Origin of the sequence: Parapedomonas caeni, assembly GCF_041060555.1 — a bacterium.
Classification (GTDB): domain Bacteria; phylum Pseudomonadota; class Alphaproteobacteria; order Sphingomonadales; family Sphingomonadaceae; genus CAUJIW01.
Genome location: NZ_JBEUDS010000021.1, coordinates 1 through 26,159 on the forward strand (window position 1 = coordinate 1; position 26,159 = coordinate 26,159).

At 64.7% G+C, this 26,159-nt stretch carries 18 protein-coding genes; 6 read left to right on the forward strand and 12 right to left on the reverse strand.

Annotated elements, in window-relative coordinates; translation table 11 throughout:
• Positions 1-96 precede the first annotated feature (96 nt).
• Positions 97-495, reverse strand: a complete 399-nt coding sequence (locus ABU113_RS13150) for a hypothetical protein (protein ID WP_454559958.1) — start codon at positions 493-495, stop codon at positions 97-99.
• Here ABU113_RS13150 and ABU113_RS13155 point away from each other — a divergent pair.
• From ABU113_RS13155 to ABU113_RS13165, 3 genes are all read left to right on the forward strand, one after another.
• Positions 494-1,150, forward strand: coding sequence for a helix-turn-helix domain-containing protein (locus ABU113_RS13155; RefSeq protein WP_454559959.1), 657 nt, complete (start codon positions 494-496; stop codon positions 1,148-1,150). The genes ABU113_RS13150 and ABU113_RS13155 overlap by 2 nt on opposite strands.
• A 271-nt stretch (positions 1,151-1,421) precedes the next feature.
• Complete coding sequence (locus ABU113_RS13160) at positions 1,422-3,806, forward strand: TonB-dependent receptor plug domain-containing protein (protein ID WP_454559960.1); 2,385 nt, start codon at positions 1,422-1,424, stop codon at positions 3,804-3,806.
• Between the two features lie 386 nt (positions 3,807-4,192).
• Complete coding sequence (locus ABU113_RS13165; protein WP_454559961.1) at positions 4,193-6,532, forward strand: TonB-dependent receptor; 2,340 nt, start codon at positions 4,193-4,195, stop codon at positions 6,530-6,532.
• Positions 6,533-6,709: 177 nt separating this feature from the next.
• On the opposite strand, the gene cobA is transcribed toward ABU113_RS13165, so the two are convergent.
• The 10 genes from cobA to ABU113_RS13215 all read right to left on the reverse strand — a co-directional run bounded on the left by cobA (position 6,710) and on the right by ABU113_RS13215 (position 20,704).
• Positions 6,710-7,510, reverse strand: coding sequence for a uroporphyrinogen-III C-methyltransferase (cobA, locus tag ABU113_RS13170; RefSeq protein WP_454559962.1), 801 nt, complete (start codon positions 7,508-7,510; stop codon positions 6,710-6,712).
• On the reverse strand, positions 7,507-10,086 hold the full coding sequence (locus ABU113_RS13175) for a nitrate reductase (RefSeq protein WP_454559963.1): 2,580 nt from the start codon (positions 10,084-10,086) through the stop codon (positions 7,507-7,509). The genes cobA and ABU113_RS13175 overlap by 4 nt, the downstream gene beginning before the upstream one ends.
• Positions 10,086-10,427 carry a nitrite reductase small subunit NirD gene (gene nirD / locus ABU113_RS13180; protein WP_454559964.1) on the reverse strand — a complete coding sequence of 114 codons (342 nt, stop codon included), beginning with the start codon at positions 10,425-10,427 and terminating at the stop codon, positions 10,086-10,088. Before nirD ends, ABU113_RS13175 begins: the two co-directional genes overlap by 1 nt.
• Positions 10,424-12,925, reverse strand: coding sequence for a nitrite reductase large subunit NirB (gene nirB / locus ABU113_RS13185; protein WP_454560003.1), 2,502 nt, complete (start codon positions 12,923-12,925; stop codon positions 10,424-10,426). The genes nirD and nirB overlap by 4 nt, the downstream gene beginning before the upstream one ends.
• Positions 12,926-13,178: 253 nt before the next feature.
• Positions 13,179-14,450 carry an alginate export family protein gene (locus ABU113_RS13190; RefSeq protein ID WP_454559965.1) on the reverse strand — a complete coding sequence of 424 codons (1,272 nt, stop codon included), beginning with the start codon at positions 14,448-14,450 and terminating at the stop codon, positions 13,179-13,181.
• A 48-nt stretch (positions 14,451-14,498) separates the two neighbouring features.
• Complete coding sequence (locus ABU113_RS13195) at positions 14,499-16,181, reverse strand: ABC transporter ATP-binding protein (protein WP_454559966.1); 1,683 nt, start codon at positions 16,179-16,181, stop codon at positions 14,499-14,501.
• Positions 16,182-16,204: 23 nt separating this feature from the next.
• Complete coding sequence (locus ABU113_RS13200; RefSeq protein ID WP_454559967.1) at positions 16,205-17,242, reverse strand: ABC transporter permease; 1,038 nt, start codon at positions 17,240-17,242, stop codon at positions 16,205-16,207.
• Between the two features lie 26 nt (positions 17,243-17,268).
• Positions 17,269-18,696 carry a CmpA/NrtA family ABC transporter substrate-binding protein gene (locus tag ABU113_RS13205; protein ID WP_454559968.1) on the reverse strand — a complete coding sequence of 476 codons (1,428 nt, stop codon included), beginning with the start codon at positions 18,694-18,696 and terminating at the stop codon, positions 17,269-17,271.
• A 221-nt stretch (positions 18,697-18,917) separates the two neighbouring features.
• Positions 18,918-20,126, reverse strand: coding sequence for a CmpA/NrtA family ABC transporter substrate-binding protein (locus ABU113_RS13210; protein ID WP_454559969.1), 1,209 nt, complete (start codon positions 20,124-20,126; stop codon positions 18,918-18,920).
• Entirely contained in the window at positions 20,126-20,704 is a 579-nt protein-coding gene (locus ABU113_RS13215; RefSeq protein WP_454559970.1) for an ANTAR domain-containing response regulator, read from the reverse strand. The genes ABU113_RS13210 and ABU113_RS13215 overlap by 1 nt, the downstream gene beginning before the upstream one ends.
• Before the next feature lie 266 nt (positions 20,705-20,970).
• Between ABU113_RS13215 and ABU113_RS13220 the strand changes: the two genes are divergently transcribed.
• Both ABU113_RS13220 and ABU113_RS13225 read left to right on the forward strand, forming a co-directional pair.
• Positions 20,971-23,376 carry a TonB-dependent receptor gene (locus tag ABU113_RS13220; protein WP_454559971.1) on the forward strand — a complete coding sequence of 802 codons (2,406 nt, stop codon included), beginning with the start codon at positions 20,971-20,973 and terminating at the stop codon, positions 23,374-23,376.
• Between the two features lie 82 nt (positions 23,377-23,458).
• Positions 23,459-24,301, forward strand: coding sequence for an SMP-30/gluconolactonase/LRE family protein (locus ABU113_RS13225; RefSeq protein WP_454559972.1), 843 nt, complete (start codon positions 23,459-23,461; stop codon positions 24,299-24,301).
• A 69-nt stretch (positions 24,302-24,370) separates the two neighbouring features.
• Here ABU113_RS13225 and ABU113_RS13230 read toward each other — a convergent pair whose 3' ends face one another.
• Positions 24,371-25,138 (reverse strand): sulfite exporter TauE/SafE family protein, encoded by a 768-nt coding sequence (locus ABU113_RS13230; protein ID WP_454559973.1) that lies wholly within the window; start codon positions 25,136-25,138, stop codon positions 24,371-24,373.
• 204 nt (positions 25,139-25,342) lie between these two features.
• On the opposite strand from ABU113_RS13230, the gene ABU113_RS13235 reads away from it, so the two are divergent.
• Entirely contained in the window at positions 25,343-26,152 is an 810-nt protein-coding gene (locus tag ABU113_RS13235; protein ID WP_454559974.1) for a sugar phosphate isomerase/epimerase family protein, read from the forward strand.
• The last annotated feature ends 7 nt before the right edge of the window (positions 26,153-26,159 follow it).

Here is a 26,159-nt window from a genome sequence, read left to right on the forward strand (position 1 = left end):
CCGGAGGTCTTCATCCCGGCATTCGCGCGGGCGGCCCTGCAACCCCAACCAGCGATGCCGCCCGCGCTGGCGCCACGACCATCATTGCACTAACAATCAAATTGGACCCGTCCGTGGGGGCCGATCAAGTTCAGCGGCGAGCGCGGGAAAATCGCTGGCCTCGGGGTCCCGCAAGGTCAGCTTGACGCGGCCGGCATCGCCCTCGCCATAAACGGCGAAGCCCGCGCTGTCCGGCCCGCGATCGCTCATGGTAGCCAGCATCACCGACAGCATGGCGCCCAGCTCGGGCTCCAGCCCCGGGTTCCGCAGAAACAATCCGACAATTCCGCACATGGCCCGCTCACTCGCCGCGTTCGACTCGATGGCCTGATGCTGCATTGCGGCAGCAATCTTGTCAATCAATGAGAAAGAGTTTTTCTTGACAGGAAAATCAATCCGGCTTGCAATGGCACCGTCAACATGCTCCCAGTGCGAGACCTGACAGGGACGAGCCATGCCACGCGAGCGGACCCGCAAGAATACACCCGACACCACGGACGCCGAGCCGCTGGCCACCGGCTCCGGTGCGCCCGAAGGAGCGCCGACGCGCTCGATCGAGCTGGCCATCGGTGCCGAGGTGCGCGCCCTGCGCAAACAGATGGAACGTACGGTGCAGGAACTGGCGGATGCCAGCGGTCTGTCGATCGGCATGTTGTCGAAGATCGAGAACGGCCAGATTTCACCGTCGCTGGCGACGTTGCAGGCGCTGGCGGGCGCGCTCAACGTGCCGATCAGCCGGCTGTTCAACGAGTTCGAGGAGCGGCGGGACTGTTCCTACGTGCCAGCCGGCACCGGCGTCACCATCGACCGGCGCGGCACCAAGGTCGGCCATCAGTATCAGCTGCTCGGCGCCTCGCTGTCCGGCGAGCTGGCGGTCGAGCCCTACCTCATCACCCTGACCGAGGACGCGGTACCTTATACCAGCTTCCGCCATGAGGGCATGGAGTTCATCCACATGCTGGATGGCGCCATCAGCTACCGCCATGGCGCCAACGTCTATCCGCTGGGGCCAGGCGACTCGCTTCTGTTCGACTCCCAGGCCCAGCACGGCCCGGAGGCGATGACGAAACTGCCGGCGCGCTACCTGTCGATCATTCTCTACAAACGCTGAATCGCGGGAAAAGCCGCAGGAACCACATATGGTCGGCTCGTTTTGATGCCGCTCCCGCGTACAGCGCCATACCGAGCAAAGCAGCACCCGCCAGCACCCCGCTGCTGCCGCCGCAACGTTACCGGATTCGGACTATACAAGGTGTCACCTACAAAATATCAGGACACCAACTCATTGACACCAGAGTGTCATGTACCGTCCATATCACCTCCAGCGAATACTCGCTCACCTCAATTCGCTTGCCACCAAGGTAACTTCCAGTATGCGCACCATGACAGCCACGCTGTTGTCGACACTGTCGCTCCTTGCAATCAGTCATGCGTCTGCGGAAGCCGTGACTTCCGATACCCGCGTCCAGATGGATGATACCCTCATCGTCACTGGCACCAGGCGTTCGGATCGCACAGCCTACAGTTCGGCCGTGCCGATCGATGTGATCGCTCAGGAGACATTGCAGACCAGCGCCTCCGATGAGCTCATGGACAAGCTGGCGCAGTCCATACCGTCTTTCAACGTACAGCGCCTTCCTATGAGCGATGGCCTCGTCTTCGTGCGCCCCGCCACTCTGCGCGGCCTCTCTCCTGACCAAACCCTTCTACTAATCAATGGCAAACGTCGGCATCGCTCCGCTCTGCTGGGATCACGTGGCGCCCAGGGCGCCGACCTCGCCCAACTGCCTTCTCTCGCTATCAAACGGCTTGAGGTACTGCGCGACGGCGCATCGGCCCAGTACGGCTCTGACGCGATTGCCGGCGTGATCAATATCATTCTCGATGACGAGTCGGGTGTGACCGGGTTCGGCCAGCTCTCGCAGTATTACGAAGGTGACGGTTTCAACCGGCAACTGGGGCTCAAGGCCGGGTTACGCTCCGCCCGTGCATTCCTCACGCTGACCGCTGAATATGCCAGAGCCGAACGCACCTCCCGTTCCATGCAGCGCGCTGACGCAATCGCGTTCGAGGCTGCGACAGGAATAGACGTGCGCGACCCCGTACAGGATTGGGGGCAACCAGACCGCGAGACCTTCCGACTGGCTGCAAACGCCGGACTGGACATGAACGAGGCCATCGAAGCCTATATATTCGGCACATTTGGCCAGGCCAATGGCGTGAGTGATTTCAACTGGCGCAATCCGGCCAATACTGCCGGATACACTGAAACTACGGCTTTCCCTGGATGGACACTGTCATATCTGTTTCCTGCGGGCTTTTCACCTCAGTTCGGACAAGATGACGAGGATTACCAGGCCAATGCCGGACTGAAAGGCACCACAGCCGGTAGCCTTGACTGGGACCTCGGCCTCTCGTTCGGACGCAACAAAATCGCATACAAGATGACGGACACCGTCAATACGTCGTTCGGCCCCGAGTCTCCCACCACGTTCAAGCCGGGCTCACTCGTACAGGAAGAGTTCAACCTGAATCTTGATTTTATCTACACCCTAGACATCGGTGTGCCGGCACGTCCGGTCAACATCGCGTTCGGATTCGAACGCCGCGAAGAAACCTACAAAATCCGCGCTGGTGATCGCTATTCATGGGATGTCGGTCCCGGCGCCAGCGTGGGCCTGCCTTCGGGCTCCAATGGTTTCCCGGGCTACAGTCCGCAACAGGCTGGCTCATGGAGCCAGGAGAGCTACGCCGGCTATCTCGATATTGATGCCCAGCTTACTTCAGCATGGTCGCTCAATGTTGCCGTTCGCGCCGAGGACTATGCCGGTTTCGGTTCCACTTTCGACACCAAGATCGCATCCCGGTACGAGATGGTTCGTGGCCTCGCCCTGCGCGCGGCCTACTCCACTGGCTTTCGTGCGCCTACCCCAGGCCAGTCGAACTATACCCGCACCGCCCAGGGACTCGATACCAACACGCTTCAGGTGTACACGACAGGCCTCATCTCACCGAGCAATCCTATCGCCCGGTACTTCGGCGCCGTCGCGCTTGAGCCGGAAGAATCGCGGAACTTGAGCATTGGCTTGGTAGCCCAACCACTACCGCACCTATCGGCGTCGATCGACTATTACCGGATCAACGTCTCCGACCGCTTCGGACAATCGGGAAACTTCACGCTCACGAACGCGCAGCGTGCGGAACTCATGGCTGCCGGGATTTCCGGCGCGGAATCCTACGCCACCATTTCCTACTTCACCAACGCCTTCGACACCCGCACTCAAGGGCTGGACGTGGTGTTAAGCTATCGCGCCAATATCGGCGACAACAGCGCACTGCAATTCACAGGAGCCTACAACTGGAACACCACAAAGGTGATCCGCGCAGACAGCACCATCATCAACGACCTGGCCCGCATCAACATCGAGAGGCGACTACCACGACACAACGCTACCCTTTCGGCCAACTATAGCCATGGCTTGTTCAATCTCGGTGCCCGCATACGTTACTTTGGCGAGTGGACCGATGCACAATCGCAGTCCTCCTCTGACCTAATCCAGACGTTTGGCGCCGAAGTGCTGTTCGATATTTCGGCTAGCTATACGCTACGGGATACGATCAAGATCACGCTGGGTGCGGAAAACCTGTTTGACAGCTACCCGGATAGAGCGCTGTATCAAGCTGTACGCGGCCTCATTTACTCGCGCAATTCCCCATATGACAGCGACGGTGGTCGATATTATCTGCGAGTTTCGTTCAGATACTGACGATTGCCGCGATAGCCTGACCATGACAGCCTCCGGCCATGATAAGATGATTCAGCTGATGGAACCGGAGTCACCTCAGCGGCTAGGCGATATGAGTATCTCAATCACCACATAGTGTGGCCATGCGCGAATAATCGCGAAATCCACATAAAACTGTAACGATACGCTGCTCTTTAGCCCACGGACACCGGGGCTACTGATGACATCACGAAGTTGGGCGCAATGTGCGTCGATTGCGTATTCACGCAGCGATTTTGCACGCGATAACTCGCGCCATCGGGTTTCACAGACGGCTGCCGATCCACCAGTCACTCGAATCCGGACGTGAACGGTCCTTCCGTCGCATCCGGCGGATCCGACCTAGAATGGAAAGCAGGACAATCCCGATGAAGAATATTCTAGCAAGTGCGGTCGCACTTTCCGCATTGGCGTGGGCATCGAGCGCTCATGCCGCCGACGAGGCCGTCGCGGAGGAAGCGGACGCGCGCGATGACAGCACCATCATCGTAACCGCCGCTGGCAAGACCTACGCCGTTACCGAAGTTACGCCGTCGATGATCGAGCGCGTGGCGCCGATTGCCAGCGTCAACACCGCCATAAACGAACTGCCGGGCGTACTGGTAACCGAAGGTGACGCATTCGGCTCATCCGACTGGGTGACCAACATCACCATTCGAGGGTTTTCGACCAGCGATGGCCATATTGGCACAACCATCGACGGGCTGCCGAACGGCGGCTCGGGCTATGGCGGCGGCTCGAAAGCAAATCGCTATCTCGACGTCCAGAACCTGAAAACTGTCTCGGTCTCCCAGGGCACGGCCGACATTTCGTCACGCACCAACGAATCTCTGGGTGGCACCCTGGACTACCAGACCAGCGACCCCGAGAAGGAGCGCCGCTATCGCTTCAGCGCGGCCGCCGGCGATTTTGGCGGTCGCAAGCTTTATGCCCGCGTCGACACAGGCGAGATCCTGTCCGACACTTATGCTTGGATCAGCGTCTCCACATCACGGGTGAAGGATTGGGTTGCCGAGTCCGACACCACCCGCCGCGACCACTTCGCGGGCAAATTTACGAGCGATCTCGGCAATGTCGATCTGACTGGCTACCTATCGTACGACGATGCCAATGAAGGCGAGTATGGCAGCGTCTCGCTGGAAAGCTTCAAGCAGAACCCTGACTTCGACGGACTGACGGCTAACTGGACCGGGATTCCCTACATCGACCAGAGCTTCCGCTCAGGTTCACGCGCGCTGCGCAAGAACTTGTTCGGTTATCTGCGCGCCGCGATCGACCTTGACGAGGTGAAGATCGTCGCCACCGGCTATGGTCACAAGATGAGTGGTCGCGGCGACTGGCTGCCGCCTTATCTGGTCGATGTTACCAACGATGGTGCTGACGCACCCAACAGCGAGTACGACCGGTCCGGCACCGTTTATGGCGCCTCACCGCTCGGCCGGATCTATTACGTGACGCCAACCGGCGCCACCGCAGCACTCATCGAAGGCTGCACCGGCAGCGCCGGTATCCCCGCCGCCTACGACCCGTCCTGCTACGCGTCGGGCAGCACTCCTGTGATGTCCTATCGTCACACCCACTACAAGAACCGTCGCCTCGGCGCTGTGTTGGACGTGAACTGGGAGCGCGATTTTGGCGCATTCGAGAACCTGCTGCGCGGCGGTGTCTGGTACGAAAACGGCAAATCCAACGTGGTGCGCGACTGGCACAAGGTCACGAACGCGCTGTCGAGCTACCAGTTCGATCACGTGCCCTATTATGTGCAGTACGAGAACGATTATAGTGTGAAGGAGTTCGTCTACTACGTCGACAATTCCATCACCTTCAACGACCTGACCATTCGCGGCGGCCTCAAGCAGTACCACCTCGACCAGGATCGTACCCAGATCGTCGGTGGCAATCAGTACACCAGGATGAAGTATCATTCCGATGTCCTGTTCTCTGCTGGCGTCAACTATCGCCCCATGCCGGAACTTGAGTTGTTCGCGGGCTATGCGCAGAACTTCGCCGCGCTCAGCCGGGGCCTGCTGGATGAAGACGAATCCGTCCGCCGCGAAATCAAGCCCGAAACCGCTGACAGCCTGGAGGCCGGTCTCCGCTACACCGGCAGCAGGGTGAGTGGTTCGGTCACCGTCTATGACATCAAGTTCGACAACCGTGTGGTCTTCGTACCGTCCAACTTTGTCACCGGCATCGACTATCTTTCGGAAGTCGATGGCGTCTATCTCAACGTGGGCGGCGTCAAGAGTACGGGCATCGAGGCAGCGCTCGCCTTCAATGTCTCGCGGGAATTGAGCGTTTCGACCTCCTATTCGTATAATCGGGCCAAGTATCTCGGCACGGGCGACGCCGATCGCGACGAGGCACTGGAAATCGTGCCAGGGGCCCAGGTGTTCAACACGCCCAGACATATGTGGGTGGGTGCTGTCGACTACAACGGAGACATCTTCCGCGCAGGCGCGTCCGTCAAGTATGTCAGCAGCCGGTTCATTGACCGTCAGGGCAACGACCCCAGCGGTTCATTCTGGCTGACCAACGCCTATGTCGGTGTCAATGTTGGGGAGATCGCTCCGGCCTTGAAGGGTCTGGATTTCTCGATCACCGCAAATAACCTCACAAACGAACGCTACCTCGCCGGTGCGGACGGTGGCTCGGCGTTCCTGGGAGCGCCACGGACAATCATGGGCGCCGTGACACTCGACTTCTGATAACATGAATGGCGGCGTCGACTGTCATTTGGCCGTCGACGCCGTCTTCTTTTTTTCGCGGTCGATCCCTTAAGTTCACCTGTCCTTTCAGCGATCACCGCGCCCAGGCAACCGGGCATCACGCGCCCAATAGAAAACGCGCGGCTTGCCCCCGACCGCGTCCACAGCGGGTAATTCTCAAGCGCCGTTCCCACGCAACCCATGTCGCGCCAGCGTCGACGGCCGGCACCGTGCCGGGTCGGTCACACCGGGCGGCGCCAGGGCGCGGCCGATCAGCAGCAGCGCCGGGCCATCGCCCAGCGCCGTGCGGGCCGCCAGCGGCAGCAGGTCAAGGCGGGTGTGGAACCGGCGCTCGTCGTCCCGGCTGGCGTTTTCCACCAGCGCCACCGGTGTCTCGCCCGGCAGCCCGGCATTGATGAGCTGGCGTGACACATCGGGCGCGGCGGCCTTGCCCATATAGACCGCCAGAGTCGCGTCGGGATCGGCAAGACTGTGCCAGTCGAGATCGAGCGTCTCGCCCGCTCGGGCGTGCGCCGTCACCAGCACCAGCTTGCGGGCCAGCCCGCGCAGGGTGAGCGAGGCACCCAGACTGGCGGCGGCCGCGCTGGCGGCGGTGATGCCGGGGCAGATCGCCACCATGACGCCGGCATCACGACAGGCTTCCAGTTCCTCGGTGGCCCGACCGAAGATCGCCGGATCGCCACCCTTGAGGCGCACCACCCGCTCCCCGGCCAGGGCGGCCTCGACGATCAGGCGATCGATCGTGGCCTGATCCCGCGAATGGCGCCCGGCGCGCTTGCCGACCGAAATACAGCGCGCCGTGGCGGCCGCCAGCGCCAGCACGCCCGCGCCAACCAGCGCGTCGTGGAAAATCAAGCTGGCGGCGCGGATCAGCCGCTCGGCCTTGCGGGTCAGCAGCTCGGGGTCACCGGGGCCGGCACCCACCAGCCAGACCATGCCCTCGGGAAAATCGGTCATGCCGCGACCTCCTCCCGCGTACTGGTCGGCGCCGCCAGCAGCCGGGCAATCGCCGGACGGCAACTGCCGCAGTTGGTGCCGGCGCCCGTTGCCGCGCCAATGGCCTCGACGGTGGTCGCGCCGGCACCGCACGCCGCCAGGATGTCGCGCTCGCCGATGCCATGACAGACACAGACCATCGGCCCACGCTCCGGCGCCGGCGTGCTCGGCCGGCCAGCGAGCAGTTCGGCCGGCGCCGCGTCCCCCTGCCCCAGCTGCGCGACCGCCCAGTCGCGCGGTGGCAGTTCGCCGGTCCGGGTCACGTAGAGGGCGGCGGCCAGATCGCCCGCCACGTCGCGCACGGCGATGCGACGCATCCCGCGGGCCGGGTCCGCCACCTCCAGGCGTTCCCCCGCCGGCAGCAGGATATCGGCGTCGATCGCCCCCAGCCCCGCCAGTTCGCACAGCCAACCGCCGGTCACGCGCGCCCGCGACCACCACAGCAGCGCCGGCATCGCCGGCATCGCGCGTGTCACCAGGAAGGCGCGCCAGTCCGGCATCAGCGGCTCGACCCGCGCCGGCGTGTTCTTGAAGCCGGGCTGACCCGAGATCGGATCGACGACCGGCCCCGGCAGGCGATTGGCGCGCGCCTCCCCCGCCATGACGTCGGTCCAGTGCATCGGCACGAACAGCTCGCCGCGCCGCTGCCCCTCGCTCAGCGCCACGCGGAACAGGCTGGCGCCATGGGCCGTGGTCACGCGCGCCAGACCGCCCTCGGTCAGTCCTTGCGCCCGGGCATCGCGCGGATGCACCTCCAGCAAGGGGTCGCGCCGGTGCTGACTGAGGGTCGGCGACAGGCCGGTGCGGGTCATGGTATGCCACTGGTCGCGGTAGCGGCCGGTGTTGAGGCGGAAGGGAAAGCGCGGATCGACGGCAGTCACGGCCGGCGGCCGCACCGCCACCAGCCGGGCCTTGCCGGACGGCGTCGGAAAACGCGGCGCCAGTGGATGCGCGCCGCCCCACTGGAACGGCGCCATCGCGTCATAATCGGCGTCGCTGATCGCCGCCTTGTCCGACAGGTCGAGGCGGAAGCCATGGCGGGGCGCCAGCGCCGTCATCGCCGCATAGTCGCGGAACACCGCCGCCGGACCGGGGTAGGCGAAGGCCTCGCCCCAGCCACAGCGGGCGGCCACCGCACAGAGGATATCCCAGTCCGCGCGGGCATCGCCAGGGGGCGTCAACACGGCGCGCTGCCGGCTGATCCGGCGCTCGGAGTTGGTGACCGTGCCATCCTTCTCGCCCCACGCCAGGGCAGGCAGCCGGACATGGGCATGGCGGGCGGTGTCGGTATCGGCGACCACGTCCGAGACGACGACCGTCGGGCAGCGTGCCAGGGCCGCGCGCACGAAACCGGCGTCGGGCATCGACACCGCCGGGTTGGTCGCCATCACCCACAGGAACTTGATGCGCCCGTCATGTACCGCCCTGAACAGGTCGACCGCCTTGAGGCCGGGGCCGGCACACAGGTTGGGCGCGTGCCAGAACGCCGCCACATCAGCGCGTTCGGCATCCGAGAAGCCCAGGTGACAGGCCAGCGTGCTGGCGAGCCCGCCAACCTCGCGACCGCCCATGGCATTGGGCTGACCGGTGATGGAGAAAGGCCCCGCGCCCGCCCGGTTGATCCGCCCGGTGGCCAGGTGCAGGTTGATGATGGCATTGCCCTTGTCGACACCACAGACGGACTGGTTGGCGCCTTGCGAAAACAGCGTCACCATGCGGGGGTGGCGCGCTACCAGATCGGCCAATACCGCAAAGGTCTCGGCGGGGACGCCGGGATCGCCGGCCAGGCCCTTCCAGAAATCGTCAGGCACCTCGACATGACGGGCGAGATACGCCTCGTCCACCAGCCCGCGTGTCCGCATCGTGGCGAGCAGCGCGTTGAACAGGGCTATGTCGCCATCGGGCGCGACCGCCACATGCAGGTCGGCCTGCGCCGCCGTCTCGGTACGGCGCGGATCGATCACCACCAGCTTCGTGCCACGTTCGGCGCGCGCCGCCTCGATACGCTGCCAGATCACCGGGTGACACCAGGCGGTGTTGGAGCCCACCAGCAGAATGAGATCGGCGGTGTCGAGGTCGTCATAACCGCAGGGCACCACATCCTCGCCGAAGGCGCGATTGTGCGCAGCCACCGCGCTTGCCATGCACAGACGGCTGTTGGTGTCGATATTGCCGCTGCCGATGAAGCCCTTCATCAGCTTGTTGGCGACATAATAATCCTCGGTCAGCAGTTGCCCCGACACGTAGAAGGCAACACTGTCCGGACCGTGGGTCGCGATGCAGTCGCGCAGGCGCGTGGCGACAAGATCGAGCGCCTCGTTCCAGCCCGTCGGGCGGTCGCCGATCATCGGCGTGAGCAGTCGGCCCTCAAGGCCGACCGTCTCGCCCAGATGGGTGCCCTTGGAGCACAGCCGCCCGCGGTTGGCCGGATGCCGCGGGTCGCCCGCGATCGTCACCGCGCGCGCGCCGGTCGCCGTGGCGACAATGCCGCAGCCGACGCCGCAATAGGCGCAGGTGGTGCGGATCGCGCCCGTCATCAGGCGACCTGCCGGCCGACGACGGCCTCACGCAGCAGATAAATGCGACCGGCATCCACTTTCAGCGGAATGGTCGGCACACATCCCTTGTCGTCCCCCAGCGCCTCGCCGGTCTTCAGCGAGATGTTCCAGTTGTGCAGCGGACAGGTGACGACACTGCCATGGACAATACCCTGACTGAGTGGCCCCTGCTTGTGCGGACACTTGTTGACCAGCGCATAAAAGCGGTTGTCGAGGGTATGGAAGATCGCGATCTCCTCACCGCCCCGCACCGGCAGGGTCCGGGCATCGCCAGGCGCGATCTGACCGACCGGACCGACATCGAGCCATTCACCAATCATCGGGCGACCTCCAGGGCAAGCGGGCGCACCTCGGCCAGGTGCTGATGCAGCGCCGCGTCCTCGCCGGCGGCGCGCCTGGCCCACGGATCCTCCTGCATGAACTGTTGCGAATAATGAAAGCGCGCCGCCAGGCTGGGCACGGCGTCGGGATCACTGAACAACGCCGATTTCACGTAATCCAGCCCGACCCGCTCGATCCACGGCGCCGTCCGTTCCAGATACCAGGCATCCTCGCGATAAAGCTGGATGAAGGCGGCGCACACATCGAGCGCTTCCTGTTCCGTCGCCACCTTGCACAGCAGGTCGGTGGCGCGCACCTTGATGCCGCCATTGCCACCGACATGCAGCTCGTAGCCGGAGTCGACACAAACGACGCCGAAATCCTTGATCGTCGCTTCCGCACAGTTGCGCGGACACCCGGAGACGGCGATCTTGAACTTGTGGGGCATCCACGAGCCCCAGGTCATGCGTTCGATGGTGACGCCCAACCCGGTGGAATCCTGGGTGCCGAAGCGGCACCATTCGGAACCGACGCAGGTCTTCACCGTGCGCAACGCCTTGCCATAGGCGTGACCGGAAACCATGCCGGCGGCATTGAGATCACCCCAGATCGCCGGCAGATCCTCCTTCCTGATGCCGAACAGATCAATACGCTGGCCACCGGTCACCTTCACCGTGCGGGCACCGTATTTCTCGGCGGCATCGGCGATGGCGCGCAGCTCGGCGGGCGTGGTCAGGCCGCCCCACATGCGCGGCACCACCGAATAGGTTCCGTCCTTCTGGATGTTGGCGTGCAGGCGTTCGTTGACGAAGCGGCTCTGCTGGTCATCGACATACTCTCCCGGCCAGGCGCACAGCAGGTAATAGTTGAGCGCCGGCCGACAGGTCGCGCAGCCGTCGGGCGTGCTCCAGTGCAGTTCCTGCATCACCTGCGGGATGGCCTTGAGCTGCTTTCCGAGGATCAGCCGCCGTACATCGCCATGGGTGAAACTGGTGCATTTGCACAGCGTGCGCGGGCCGGCCTCCACCGCGCTCCCCAGCGTCAACGCCAGCAGGCTTTCCACCAGACCGGTGCAGGAACCGCAGCTGGCGGATGCCTTGCACTGCGAGCGCACGGCATCGAGGGCATGGGCACCGGCCTGGATGGTGGCGACGATCCGCCCCTTGGTGACGCCGTTGCAGCCACAGATTTCCGCATCATCGGACAGGGCGGCAACGGCGGCATTAGGGTGGCTGAGCGCACCCCCGGACGCGAAGGCCTGACCGAAAATCAGCGCCTCCCGGATCGCGGCGATATCCTCGCCCTTCTTCAGCAAATCGAAATACCAGCCGCCGTCGGCGGTATCGCCATAGAGCACCGCGCCGATCAGCCGGTTTTCCCTGACGACAACCCGTTTGTAGATGCCGCGGGCGGCGTCGCGCATCACGATGTCCTCGACGCCGTCGCCACCGGAAAAATCTCCGGCAGAGAACAGGTCGATCCCCGAGACCTTGAGCTTGGTGGAGGTAACAGAGCCCTCATAGCCTCCGCCCGGCGCGTCCGTCGCCGCTTCGGCGAGCGCGCGGCACATCTCCCACAGCGGCGCCACCAGGCCATAACAGATGCCGCGATGCTGCACGCACTCGCCCACCGCCATGATGGCGGGATCGGAGGTGACCATGTGATCGTCGACGACAATGCCGCGCTCGACATCCAGCCCGGCGGTGCGGGCGAGCCCGGTCGCGGGGCGGATGCCCGCCGCCATGACCACGATATCGGCCGGAAATTCACGGCCATCCTTCAGCCGCACCCCGGCAACCGCGCCATCGCGCCCGAGTATTTCCGCCGTGTCACCGCCGGTGACGATGGTCTGGCCGCGCCGCTCCAGTTCCGCCTTCAGCAGATAACCCGCCGCCTCGTCGAGCTGACGCTCCATCAGTGTCGGCATCAGATGCACGACCGTCACCCGCATGCCGCGCAGCGACAGGCCGTGGGCCGCCTCCAGCCCGAGCAGGCCGCCGCCGATCACCACCGCTGAACCGCCCTTGCCTGCCGCGGCAAGCATCTTCTCGACATCATCGAGATCGCGGAACGTGACCACGCCCGCCAGATCCTTGCCGGGCACCGGAATAATGAAGGGCTCCGAGCCGGTGGCGATCAGCAGCCGGTCGTAAGGCTCGATCCGGCCGGCGCGTGTCGTCACCGTGCGCGTCGCCCGGTCGATCGCCATCACCGGATCGCCCGCCACCAGCGTGATGGCGTTGTCGGCATACCAGTCCGCGCCATTGATGACGATATCATCGAACTGCTTTTCGCCGGCCAGCACCGGCGAGAGCATGATGCGGTTGTAATTGACGCGCGGTTCGGCACCGAAAATCGTGATGGCGTAGCGGCTGCAATCGCGGGCGAGGATTTCCTCGACGGCCCGACAGCCGGCCATGCCGTTGCCAATCACCACCAGGCGTTCCCGCACACCGCCAGCGCCTTTCCCGTCTCTTCCCGTTGTGTCGAAAGTCATCGGCGCGTTCACGATCCCGATCTCCCTGCCCCTGTCTCACCGCCGACGCGCGAACGCAAAAAAGCCGCCACGAACCAGCCCCGAAGGGTGGTACGGGCGGCGCCTTTGCCACACGTCTGTCAATTGTCCGGCGGTTGCGCTGAGTCGCCCTCCTGTGGGCGGCGCTGGTTCCGCGTCTGTTCAAGACTAGGTGATTCGCCGTCCCGGACGCAAGCGAATTTTGCAGTGCAGCATCCGGGACGGCACACGCCGATCAGTAGGCGATCTCCGCCTGCAGCCAGAATTTCCGGGTGTCGGCGAAACCGGCGGCATGCGCATCGAACTCGGCGAATTTGGCCACCACCGCGACGCGACCGCGCTTGAACCCCAGGCTCGCGTCCCATTCATCGCCATAGCGCGAACCGCCGGCATCGCTGTCGAAGCGATGCCAGGTGACGCTCGCGTTGAGCCCCGGCAGCGCCTTGACCCGCGTGAACTTGTAGCTGGCGCCCAGATACCAGTCCTCCAGGCCGGTGGCTGGCGTGGTCAGGAACGGATCAGCCCAGCCGTTGAACTTGTGCAGCGTCGCCATCGGTGTCTGAAAGGCACGCAGGGCGCCGCTGCTGGCGGCATCACTCCCCAGCTTCTCGTAACCGGCGGTCAGGCCCAGCGCCCCGTGCGTGAGGCCCAGCTCGGCCGCCAGATAGTCCACCGCGTAATCCTGCGGATTATCCTGCCAGTCCGCCTGGCGGGCGTAGCTGGCGGCGACGTTGAGCTTCACGCCGGGCGACAACGGCCAGGCGCCGGTGATCCGGATGCCGTAGGTCTGGGTGTCCGCGTTGCTCATCGCCAGCGCCCCACCCTGCTCGTTCAGGTCATAGTCGAGCAGATATGCAAAGGCCTTGATCTGCACCGATCCCAGTTTCGCACCGGCACCGAGAAACACGAAATCGCCATCGTAAGCGGTGCGCGACCCGCCATCGATGCCGAAGATCGTACGTTGGGCGATGGCATAGGTCGCATCCAGCGCCACCGGCCCCAGCGTCGCCTCGCCCCGCACGGCATCGAACGTCTGTTCATTCTGTCGCCAGCCAACACTGCCGACAAAGCGCTGATCGTCGATGTTCAGGCGCTGGCGACCGACGGTGAGCGCGCCCGCGCGCGCCTTGTATTGCAGCTGCAACCGGTTGAGCTCGATATTCGCCGGATCGGCGACCACGGAATATCGCGGCCGACGCTGACTGTCGGCGATGGCGAACGGAAAGGCGTTATAGTCATTGATCACGGCCAATGTGCCTTCACTCTCGGCCAGCAATGACAGGCCGGACGCATGCTTCACCTCCAGCCCCGCCCGCACCCGCACCGTCAGCGCGTCCGCTTCCGTCGTGGGTTGATCGACATGCTCATGGCGCAGTCGTGCATCAAGGATCGGATCAAGGGTCAGGCCCCCGCCAACCTTCACCGGATCCCCCGGCGCGGCATGCGCCGGGTAAGCGAGAGCGACCGGCGACGCCAGCAGCGCCGCCGTGATGATATGCACTTTCATGTTTTCCCTCCTGTCCCGTGCCGGAACAGACATCCCCCAATATTGCGATTATGCCGCCTCTGCGTGCGGTCCGTGGTCGTGTTCGGCCAGGAAAAGCAGCACTTCCTGACGATAGTCGTAAAAGGCCGGATGCTTGAGCAGCGCCTTGCGGTCACGCGGACGCGGCAGGTCGACCTTGAGTATCTTGCCGATGGTGGCGTTCGGCCCGTTGGTCATCATCACCACGCGATCGGCGAGCAGGATCGCCTCGTCGACATCGTGGGTGACCATGATCGCCGTCACCTTGGTGCGGTTCCATACCTCCACCAGCACGTCCTGCAGATCCCATCGGGTCAGGCTGTCGAGCATGCCAAAAGGTTCATCCAGCAACAGCAGGCGCGGACTGAGGGCGAAGGCACGGGCGATGCCGACCCGCTGGCGCATGCCGTTCGACATCTCGGCCGCCACCTTGTCCCGGGCGTCGGCCAACCCCACCCGGTCGAGATAATAGTCGACGATCTCGCGTCGCTCCGCCCGCGAGGCGTGCGGATAAACCCGCTCGACGCCCAGCGCGACATTCTGCCGGGCGGTGAGCCAGGGCATCAGGCTGGGCGCCTGGAATACCACCGCCTTGTCCGGCCCCGCGACGTCGATCTCGCGGTAATCAAGCACGATGCCGCCCTTGCTGATCGGGTTGAGGCCCGCGGCCATCGTCAGCACGGTGGACTTGCCGCAGCCCGAATGGCCGATCAGCGAGACGAACTCGCCCTTGTCCATCAGCAGGTTGAAATCCTGGACAACGGTCAGCGGCCCCTTGGGTGTCGGATACACCTTGTGGAGACTGTAGAATTCCATGTAGCGGCGCTCGATGCCGCCGCGCGCGGCGTCGAGATAGGCCTTCGGCGGTGGCGCGAGATCGAGCGGCGTCATCGTCGGCAGACTCCCTGCCTCGGCCACCACATCCGCCTTGCCGCCCGCCAGCGCGCCAAGATAATCGACGATCTGCGTGCGCAGGGCCTGGAAGGCCGGACTGTCGTTCATCGCCTCGCGGTCGCGGGGGCGCGGCAGCGTGACCGGGAAGATCCGCCCGATCCGTGCCGCCGGTGCCGGGGTCAGCACGGCGACACGATCCGCCAGCAGCAGCGCCTCGTCGACATCGTTGGTGACCAGAATGATGGTGCGCTTTTCTTCCGCGCGAATGCGATCGATCTCGTCCTGCAGCTTGGCGCGGGTCAGCGCGTCGAGCGCCGAGAGGGGTTCGTCCAGCAGCAGGATTTCCGGCTCCATCGCCAGGGCACGCGCCACCGCCACCCGCTGACGCATGCCGCCGGACAGCTGGGCGGGCCTGCGATCCATCGCATGGCCCAGACCGACCAGTTCCACCTTCTGCCGCACCAGCGCGCGGCGGGCCTCGGCAGTGCGATCCTTGTGTACCGCATCAACCGCCAGCGCGACATTCTGCGCCACCGTCAGCCACGGCAACAGCGAGTACGACTGGAACACCAGGCCGCGATTGCGATCAGGGCCATCGATCGGCTTGCCACGCAGCAGCAGCTCGCCGGCGTCGGGCTCGATCAGTCCGGCGATGGCCGAAATCAGCGTGGTCTTGCCGGCGCCGGAAAAACCCAGCACCGCGATGAATTCGCTTTCGATAACGTCGAGATCGATACCGCCCAGCACGTCGGTCACGGCACCGGTCTTGCTGGTGTAACGCTTGCGCACGTTACGCAGGGAAAGGATCGGATCAGTCATGAGCGTCTCCCGTCCGGCCAGGTTCAGAAGGTGCGGTTGCGACTGACAACGGCCTGGAGCGCCATCATCACCCGGTCGAGCAGGAAGCCGATGAGGCCGATCACCACCACCGCGACCATGATGCGCGCCAGCGATTTTTCGCTGCCGTTCTGGAACTCGTCCCACACGAACTTGCCGAGCCCGGGGTTCTGGGCCAGCATTTCCGCCGCGATCAGCACCATCCAGCCGGTGCCCAGCGACAAACGCATCCCGGTGAAGATGTAGGGCAGTGCCGACGGCAACACGAGGCGGGTCAGGCGCGCCAGCCAGCCCAGCTTGAGCACACGCCCGACATTGATCAGATCCTTGTCGATCGAGGCGGTGCCGATGGCGGTGTTGATGAGTGTGGGCCACAGCGAGCACAGCATCACCACGACGGCGGAAATGACGAAGCTCTTGGCCAGCGCCGGATCGTCGCTGGTCATCGAGGCCGCCACCACCATGGTCACGATGGGCAGCCAGGCCAGCGGACTGACCGGGCGCATGATCTGCACCAGCGGGTTGATGGCCGCGTTGAAACGCTGGGACATGCCGGCGACCAACCCCAGTGGCACCGCCACCAGCGTCGCCAGCACAAAGCCCAGCGCCACGGTTTTCAGCGAGGTCACGATCTGGTCGATGAACGTCGGCGGCCCCGACCACATCTGTCCCGCCGCCGCGGTCTGCGCGGCCATTTCACGGGCGGCGGCGAACTCCACCAGCAGATCACCGAAGGCGTGCAACACCTCGCCTGGCCCTGGCAACGCGCCGAGCGATGTCCGGACCAGCGGCGCCAACATTCCCCACAGCAGCAGAAAGCCACCAATGCCCGCCAGGGGCGGCCAGAGCGCCTCGACCACATGCCGCGCGGATGGCAGTTTCAGGGCCGGCAGCTTCAGGGCGGGCAGCGACAGCCCCCCCGGCAGGCCCCGCGCCCCCACCGGCGGGGCATCCCCCGTCGCCGGACCCGCGCGCTCGCCGGTGGTTCCGGCTGCATCCTTGTCCATCTCGAAAGCGTTCTTGCGCAAGACGACAGCAGTCATAGGTCAGTCCTCATCCATCCGACGTGTCAACGTACCCCGGCGGGGGAAACGCGCTGGCCCTGCTTGAGGCCGATGCTGAACTTGGCGAGATAGGCGTTGGGCTGCCGGCCGTCGTAGGTGATACCGTCAATGAAACCGGACTGCTCCGGCTTGAAGCCGTCGGTATCCGGCACGGCCGTCGCCGGGATCACGCCCTGGTCGACCAGCCCCTTGGCGGCGACCCGATAGAGATCGGGCCGGTAGACCGCCTTGGCGGTGTCGACATACCACTGATCGGGCTTGTCCTCGGCGATCTGTCCCCAGCGCCGCATCTGGGTGAGATACCAGATGGCATCGGAATAGAAGGGATAGCCGGCGAACTTGTCAAAGAAGATATTGAAGCCCGGTGCCGGGCGCGTGTCGCCGGGCGCGAAGGTGAACTTGCCGGTCATCGAGGCGGCGATCACCGCCTCGTCGGCGCCGACGTAACTGGGCCGGGCCAGAATTTTGACGGCCTCCGCCCTGTTCTTGCCGCCATCGGCGTCAAGCCATTGCTGGGCCTTGATGATCGCGCGCAACAGCGCGGCCGTGGTCTGGGGGTATTTGTCGGCGAAATCCTTGCGCAGGCCGAACACCTTTTCCGGGTTGTCATGCCAGATCTGGTCGTCGGTGATGACCGGCACGCCGATCTGCTTTTTCACCGCGGCCTGGTTCCACGGCTCGCCAACGCAGTAACCATCAATGGTGCCCGCCTCCATCGTCGCCGGCATTTGCGGCGGCGGGGTCACGGAAATCTGCACATCGGCGCCAATGGTGCCGGCAACGTCGCCGGGCAGGTAATAGCCGGGGTTGAGACCACCGGCGGCAAGCCAGTAGCGCAATTCATAATTGTGCGTGCTGACCGGGAACACCATGCCCATCTTGAACGGCTTGCCCTGCGCCTTGCCGGCCGCGACGACGGGTTTCAGCACAGACGCGGAAATGGGATGGACCGGCTTGCCATCGGCACCCTGCTTCAGCGATGGCGCGATCTGGCGCCATACCTTGTTCGACAGGGTGACCGCGTTGCCGTTGAGGTCGAGGCTGAGTGGCGCGATGAGATCGGCCTTGGTGCCGTAGCCGATGGTGGCGGCGATCGGCTGCCCCGCCAGCATGTGCGCGCCATCGAGCTGGCCGCCGACGACACCATCCAGCAGCACCTTCCAGTTCGCTTGCGGTTCAAGGGAAACGTTGAGGCCCTCCTCGGCGAAGAAGCCCTTTTCCCTGGCGATGGCGAGCGGCGCCATGTCGGTGAGCTTGATGAAGCCGAGCTTGAGATTGGGCTTCTCGACGCCCTGCCGGGACATCGCCCCCGCGGGTGCGTCCGCGCCCTGCGGCGCCGGGGCCTCCGGGCCGCACCCGGCCAGCGCCACGCCGAGCAGCAGCGCCGCGGTGAACCCCCGCCTGTTGAACCGAACGCTGTTTTCCCCGTTCATCGCGCACATTCCCCCGTTCAGGCGCGAACAACAAAAAAGCCGCCTCGACTTAGCTCACTGAAGAGCCAGATCGGGCGGCGACGTTGCCACGCAATGTTCCGTTTCCGCAGGAGGATGAACCTCCGCCCCACCTTGGGCAGCATCGTCCTGCGCCCTTAATGGGTAAGCGATTCGCCTATCCGCCGTAAAGCCTCTTCTCGCATTGCAGCAAAAATTTTCATTCAGGGCAGGCGGGCGAGGTAGCCGGCAAGGTCGGCCGGATCAAATGCCCGGTCGTCAAAAAATTGATTACTTTCCAGCGTGATGGAGCCCTGCTGGGTCCCCACGATGGTGGTGCCTTTCAGGCTGCCCTCGACCTTCGAACTGGCGCCCGGCAGCGGCTCGCCCGTCCCCAATAGTGCGCTGCGGTAAACATCGGGACGGAACACGCGGGCAGCGCGGATGGCGTCACCGGGATCAAAGCCACGCCCTTCCCACCGCACCATCTGGGTGTAGAGCCACTCGGCCTGGCTGACCCAGGGGAAGTTGGCGGCCTCGCGATGCTGGAACATGAAGTCGGGGAAGTGAACCAGCTCACCACCACGCGCCAGCAGCAGGCGGTCCGAGATCGCCCGCCGGATCAGCACCGCGTCACCATCGAGATACTCGGGACGCGCCAGGATCGCCGCATTGACATCCCAGTTCGCCGGGTCGACGAAGTGGGCGCCCGCCCGACGCAAGGCGCGCACCAGGGCCTCCACATCAGCACGTCGTTCCTCCAGCCTGGCTTCACGCAGCGCCAGCACCTTTTCCACTCCGCGGCGCCAGATCTGCGCGGTGACGAGCACGATCTCGCCGGCGCCGCGCTCCACCGCCACGCTGTTCCACGGCTCCCCGACACAGATGCCATCGACCTCGCCAGCCTCCAGCGCGTCCGCACAGAAGGGCGGCGGCACGGTGACGATCTCCACCTCCTCGTCCGGCCGCACGCCACACGCGGCCAGCCAGTAGCGCAGCATGTAGTTATGACTGGAATGACGGTGGACGACCCCGAAGCGCAGTCGCTTGCCGGCCGCCTTGCGGGCCTGCGCCACCACGGCCAGCGCCGCACCGACACGCGCCGGATCGCCCAGTTGCCCCGGCGTGCCCACCTGACGGGCCAGTTCGGGACGCAGGGTGACGGCATTGCCGTTCAGACCCAGCACGAACGGCACGGACAGTGGCTGGGCGGGCCGGTCGCGGCCCAGGGTGGTGGCGATGGCCAGCGGCGCCACCAGGTGCGCGGCATCACTGTGGCCGTAGAGCAGGCGGTCAAGCACCGTCGCCCAGCTGATGTCCCTCACCAGCCGCAACGACAGGCCTTCCGCCTCGGCAAAGCCATGCTCGCGGGCGAGAATCGGCAAACAGGCATCCACCAGAGGCAGGAAGCCGACAACGAATTCGTTGGGCATCAGCGTCCTCCCATCAGTGTGTGCGCGGTGACAACCGCCTCGGCGATATCGGCGATGCGCTTGCCCTGGTTCATGGCCGTGCGCCGGAGTTCCGCGTAAGCCTGCGCTTCCGGCAATCCCCGGCTGTCCATCAGGATACGCTTGGCTGTGTCAATGGTCTCACGCTCGGCAAGCTTGCCCTTGGCCTCGGCAAGGTCGGCTTGCAGGCGGGCGAAGGCGTTGAAGCGACGCACCGCCAGATCAAGCAGCGGGCGGATGCGGTGCGCCGCCATGCCGTCAACGACATAGGCGGAGACGCCCGCCTCCACCGAGGCCGCGATCGAGTCCGCGTCGCTCTCGTCGACGAACATGGCGATGGGTCGCGCCAGCGCACGACTGACGGCGAAATATTCCTCCAGCACATCGCGTGACGGATTGCCGAGGTCCATGAGCACGATGTCGGGCGCGATCTCGCCAATGCGCGCGACCAGGCCGCGCCTATCCGTGACGACGAAGATCTCGCAATCATCAAGCGCGGCCAGACCCTCGTGGATCACGGCGGCGCGCATGGCGCTTTCGTCGACTATGGCAATGCGCATGACTTATTGTGCGGTGCAAAAAGGACGGTTGGCAACAGCCTTGTTGCCCGAATGGCATTTTCCCCTTCCCGCCCGATCTCGTCCACCGCCCCAGCGGCACCAGACAAGCCGGGGCACGCCGCCATTGAGCGGCAGGAGCATCAATGCAATATGCTTGACGAAGCCTCTTATTATACTACGTTCACCAACATAAACATGATAACCGCCAAATTAATTCGGCGGGCAAACGATAAGACAAGCAAAATATTGTTTGGGGGGATTACTTCATGCGCAACATTCACCTGTACTCCGTCCTGCCCATTGGCCTGCTCATGACATCTCCCGTGCTGGCACAGGACAGCACGGGAGTCGCGAGCTCCACCGGTGTCGTCATTGACGAAATTCTCGTGACCGCTCGCCGCACTGAAGAAAAGCTTCAGCAGGTGCCGATCGCCATCACGGCGTTCAATCAGGACGCACTCAACGAGCGCAGCATCACCTCATCCTACGACCTTGCGCGCTCCGTTCCGGGCCTTGTGGTCAATGCTGGCTCCGGCAATGCCTCTCTTCCTGACTTCTCGATCCGCGGACGTGGCCAGTTCTTCGGCGCAGCGTCAGGTTCCGTCGAGACATATTTCGCGGACGTTCCGCTCTCCCCGCCATTCCAGATTCCGACCCTGCCGCCGCAGTACTTCGACCTTGCATCGGTACAGGTGCTGAAAGGTCCGCAAGGAACCCTCTTCGGCCGCAACACCACGGGCGGTGCCGTGCTCTTTGTACCGGCCCCGCCAACCGACAAGCTCGAAGGCTACGCCCGCGGCCAGTTGGGTGATTATCAGAATCGCCAGTTCGAGGCCGCACTGAACCTGCCGCTCAGCGAGAAGGTCGCATTGCGACTGGCCGGCTTCTACTGGCACCGGGAAGGCTACACCAAGACGCTGGGCGGCGAGCTCGACCTGACGACCTTCACGCCGCTCCCCGTGCAGGACTACAACAACCAGGATGTGATCGAGCTCCGCGGCACCCTGCGGGTGGACCTGTCCGACACGCTTACCAACAGCACGATCGTCACCTGGCACGGCGACAAGAATCGCTCTTCCTCCAAGGTAATCAAAGGTCGATCGGGAACAGCGTTCGGTGCCGGCGTTACGCCTTCCATTATTGATGACGCCCAACGCTCAACTCTCGACACCAACCTGGATCGGGACCGGTCCTCGACGTTCGCCATCATCAATACGACGACCTGGGATATCTCGGAGAATCTGCGGGTCAAGAATATCCTGAGCTACATTTCGGCCCGTGGTTATGGCAACAATCCATCGGACGTAGACGGCGCGGCGATTCCGGGCATCAATCTGGTCAGGCCCCTGCGCCAGCTCAAGAACCGCCAGCTCGTTAACGAACTCCAGCTGCAGGGCACATCGGCCGGCGGCAAGCTGGACTGGATCATCGGCGGCATGCATGACCAGACACGGCAGCCCGGCGGTGACAGCACGATGAACATCGTCACCAATACCTTCAGTTTCTCAGAGGCCGGACCGGACTACGACATCCAGTTCCGCCAATCCCGCTTCACGACACAGTCGCTGTTCGCGTCGCTGACGTATCATGTCACCGATAAACTGACGCTGACGGGCGCGGCGCGGCGGACGTGGGACGACATCTACGACCGGTCTGTGCAGGTAAACAACAACACCTCCAATCTCTCGGAGATTCCCGATCCCGACACGCTGCCAGCCAGCGTCGCGTATCTGGATCTTGTCGGCCAGCGGAAATTCCGTGGTTGGTCATACAATGTCGGCGCCGACTACAAGCTCAACGACGACGTCATGCTCTATGCCGGTTACAAGCGCGGCTACAAGCGCGGCGGCTTCAATGGCCGGGGTGCCGACCTGGCGAATTTCGGCCCCGAGACCGTGGATAATTTCTACGCCGGCGCGAAAACGAATTTCCAGCTCGCGGGCCAGCGCGGCACTTTCAACATCGAAGGTTTCTGGGACATCTATCACGGCGCCCAGCGCAGCTATCTCGACCTGTCGGGCGGCGCACTCGTCACCACCATTCAGAATGTGCCCAAAAGCCGGTATCGCGGTTTCGACACCGACCTCGCCTTCGCGCCCACCGACTGGCTGTCGATCTCGGCAAACTACACCTTTGTGGATGCCCGTCATCTGAAATACCCGGATGAGACGGTGGCAACGGCACTGTCACTGCTTCCCGAGGCGTTCCGACCGATCTTCCTGCAAAGCCATCCGATCTCGAACAACGCGCTGGCGGTCAACCCGCCGGGCGCCAACTCCAAGCACAAGGTGAACTTCCAGGCACGCCTTCACAAGGAACTTGAGACCGGCGTCGAACTGGCCCTCATTCCCAGCCTGAGCTACCAAAGCAAGCTCTATTTGGGGGACGCCACGGCACGGGTGCCGGCCATTCAGGAAGTCTTGTTCAATGGCGGCGCGCCTATCGACTCCGCAGCCGACGGCGCGAGCCAGATTCCCGGCTATACGCTGATCAATCTGCGCGCCGAGGCCAACAATCTTTTTGGCCGCGACATGGATCTGGCGGTCGGGGCCACCAACCTGACGAACAAGGACTATATTCTCGGCGGTGGCGGCATCTGGGCCTATGGCGTCGATGCAGTGGTCTACGGACCGCCACGCATGTTCTACATCGAGGCACGCTTCCGATTCTGAGTCGACCGTGCAACGGAACAACCAAGCGACATGGCTGACAGACCGTGGCAAGGAGCCGATGTCAACACTGACATACACGATAGTGGCGGACGGGCTCGCCTTTCCGGAAGGCCCCGTGGTCATGGAGGACGGTTCGGTGATTGTCGTCGAACTGGCCGCCGGGCGGATTACACGATGCTGGAACGGCGGGAAGGAGGCGATCGCCGAGGTCGGAGGCGGTCCGAACGGCGCGGCGATCGGTCCGGACGGCGCCCTGTACGTCTGCAACAGTGGCGGGATCGACCTCATGCGCCTGCAAAACGCGACCGGTCCCGGCAGTGAGGGCCGGATCGAGCGCGTCGATCTTCATACCGGCAAGGTGGAGCGCCTCTACGAGGCGACACCGGCCGCGCCCCTGTCCGCCCCCAATGACCTGGTGTTCGACGATGCCGGCCAGCTCTGGTTCACGGATCTGGGCAAGCACCATGACGGCGTGCATGAACAGAGCGCGCTCTATCGCTGCGCGCCCGATGGATCGGCGCTGCATCAGGTCCATCTCGCGCGATCCTACAACGGCGTGGGGCTATCACCCGATGGAAGCACCCTCTACATCGCCGACACGCACGAAGCGGCCCTGTATCGCACGACCGTCGCCGCACCGGAAACGCGGGAACTGGTGGCCAGACTGGACGGCGGGGTCGAACTGGACAGCCTTGCCGTCACAGCCGCCGGAAACATCTGTGTCGCGCGCATCCGGCGCGGCGGCATCGTGACCTTCGCCCCTGATGGCCGCCATGCAGCCTGTGAATTTCCCGACCCCTACACCACCAATATCGCCTTCGGCGGCGAGGATATGCGAACCGCCTGGATCACGTTGTCGGCAACCGGCATGCTCGTGCGCACCACTTGGCCGGAGCCCGGACTGCGTCTTCGTTTCACGGCCTGACCACCGCTACGGGCCTCGATAATCATCCTGACACCGTCACACCCGACAGCATGGCAAAGGCGCCAATGGTCAAAGCGCCGCCAGCCCGTCCCACACCAGCTTGGCGCCCAGCAGCAGCAGCAGGCCGTTGGTCAGCGTCAGGAAGCGCTCGTGCGGCACCCGGCGCACCAGCCAGACGCCGGCGAAGGTCGACGCGATCGCCACCGGCAGCAGCGCGGCGGCAAGGATCATGGTGTCGCGGCCGAACTGGCCGAGCGCGGCATAGGGCACCACCTTCATCCAGTTGAGCGCCGCGAAGTACAGCGCGTTGGTGCCGACGAAAATGTCCCGCTCTAGCCGTTGCGGCAGCAGGTAGATGTGCAGCGGCGGCCCGCCGGCATGGACCACGGTGCTGGTGAACCCCGAGCCGGTGCCGCACAGCAGCCCCAGCGGCCAGCTCGCCCGCCGCGCCACCAGCCGATGGCCGAGCGCCTGGCGGATCAGCTGGTTGGCGGCGAACAGCACCGAAATGCCGCCCACCGCCGCCAGCACCGCCGCCTCGCTGACACGCGACGCGAACAGATAACCCAGCAGCACGCCGACCGCGCCGGCCGGCAGCAGGATGGCGAGATTGCGCTTGTCCCAACTGCGGCGATAGACCCACACGCTCACCGCATCCTGCACGATCAGCAGCGGCAGCAGCAGCGCCGCCGCCTGCACCGGCGGCAGCACCAGCGCCAGCAGCGGCGTGCTGAGGATGCCGACGCCGGAGAAGCCGCCCTTGGCCAGGCCGACGATGATCACCGCCGGCACGGCGACGGCATAGAAGGCGGGATCGGAAAGAAGCGCGGGCAGCACGGCAACAGACCTGAGAGCAAGACACCAAGGCAATACCGCCTGCCTATCGCCTGTTCGCCCGCGAGGGAAGCGATCCTGCCAGCATAACCACCATTACGCCGGTTGCGGGAGCGACGGCACACCGCCCGGCCTGTCACTTGTGGCTGCTGGCCGTCGGTCGGCGGTGGCGCCAGTGTGGCCCTCACGACCGCCGCAGGAGACCTCATGATGCCCGCACGCCCCAATCCCTGGCCGATCGCGCTGGCCTCCGGCGTGCTGCCGGAGTTCAGCCCGGTCGCCACCGTCGAGGCGGCGGCCGCCGCCGGCTTCGATGGCGTCGGCCTGTGGTTCGAGGCCGCCGACTGGACCGCCGCCACCACCCGGGCGGTACGCGCGGCGCTGGCGGCCACCGGCATGCCGGCGCTGGACATCGAGGTGGTGTGGCTGAAACCCGGCGCCGACGACCCCGAGCATTTCCGCCTGCTCGACGTCGGCGCCGAACTGGGCGCGCGCAACGTGCTGACAGTGAGTTCCGACCCCGACCGCGGCGCCACCGTCGCCAAGTTCGCCCGGCTGTGCGAGCACGCCGCGCCGCTGGGCCTGCGGGTGTCGCTGGAGTTCATGATGTTCACCGAGGTCCGGACGATCGACGACGCGCTCGACGTGCTGGCCCGAGCCGCCCAGCCCAACGCCGGGCTGCTGCTCGACCCCATCCACCTGTCGCGCTCGGGCGGCACGCCGGCCGACATCGCCCGGGTGGCGCCAGCGCTGCTGGGCTATGCCCAGTTCTGCGATGCCCCCGCGCAGGCACCGCCGCGCGACGACACCGCCGCCATTCTGGAAGAGGCCATCGACGGCCGGCTGCTGCCGGGCGATGGCGCGCTGCCGCTGGGGGATTTTCTCGACCGGCTGCCGGCCGGCCTGCCGCTGAGCATCGAGCTGCGCTCCAAGGCGCTGCGCGAGGGCTACCCGGATGCGGTCGACCGGGCCCGCGCGTTGGCGACGGCGACGCGCGCCTATCTCGCCGGGCGCTGACGCGGGA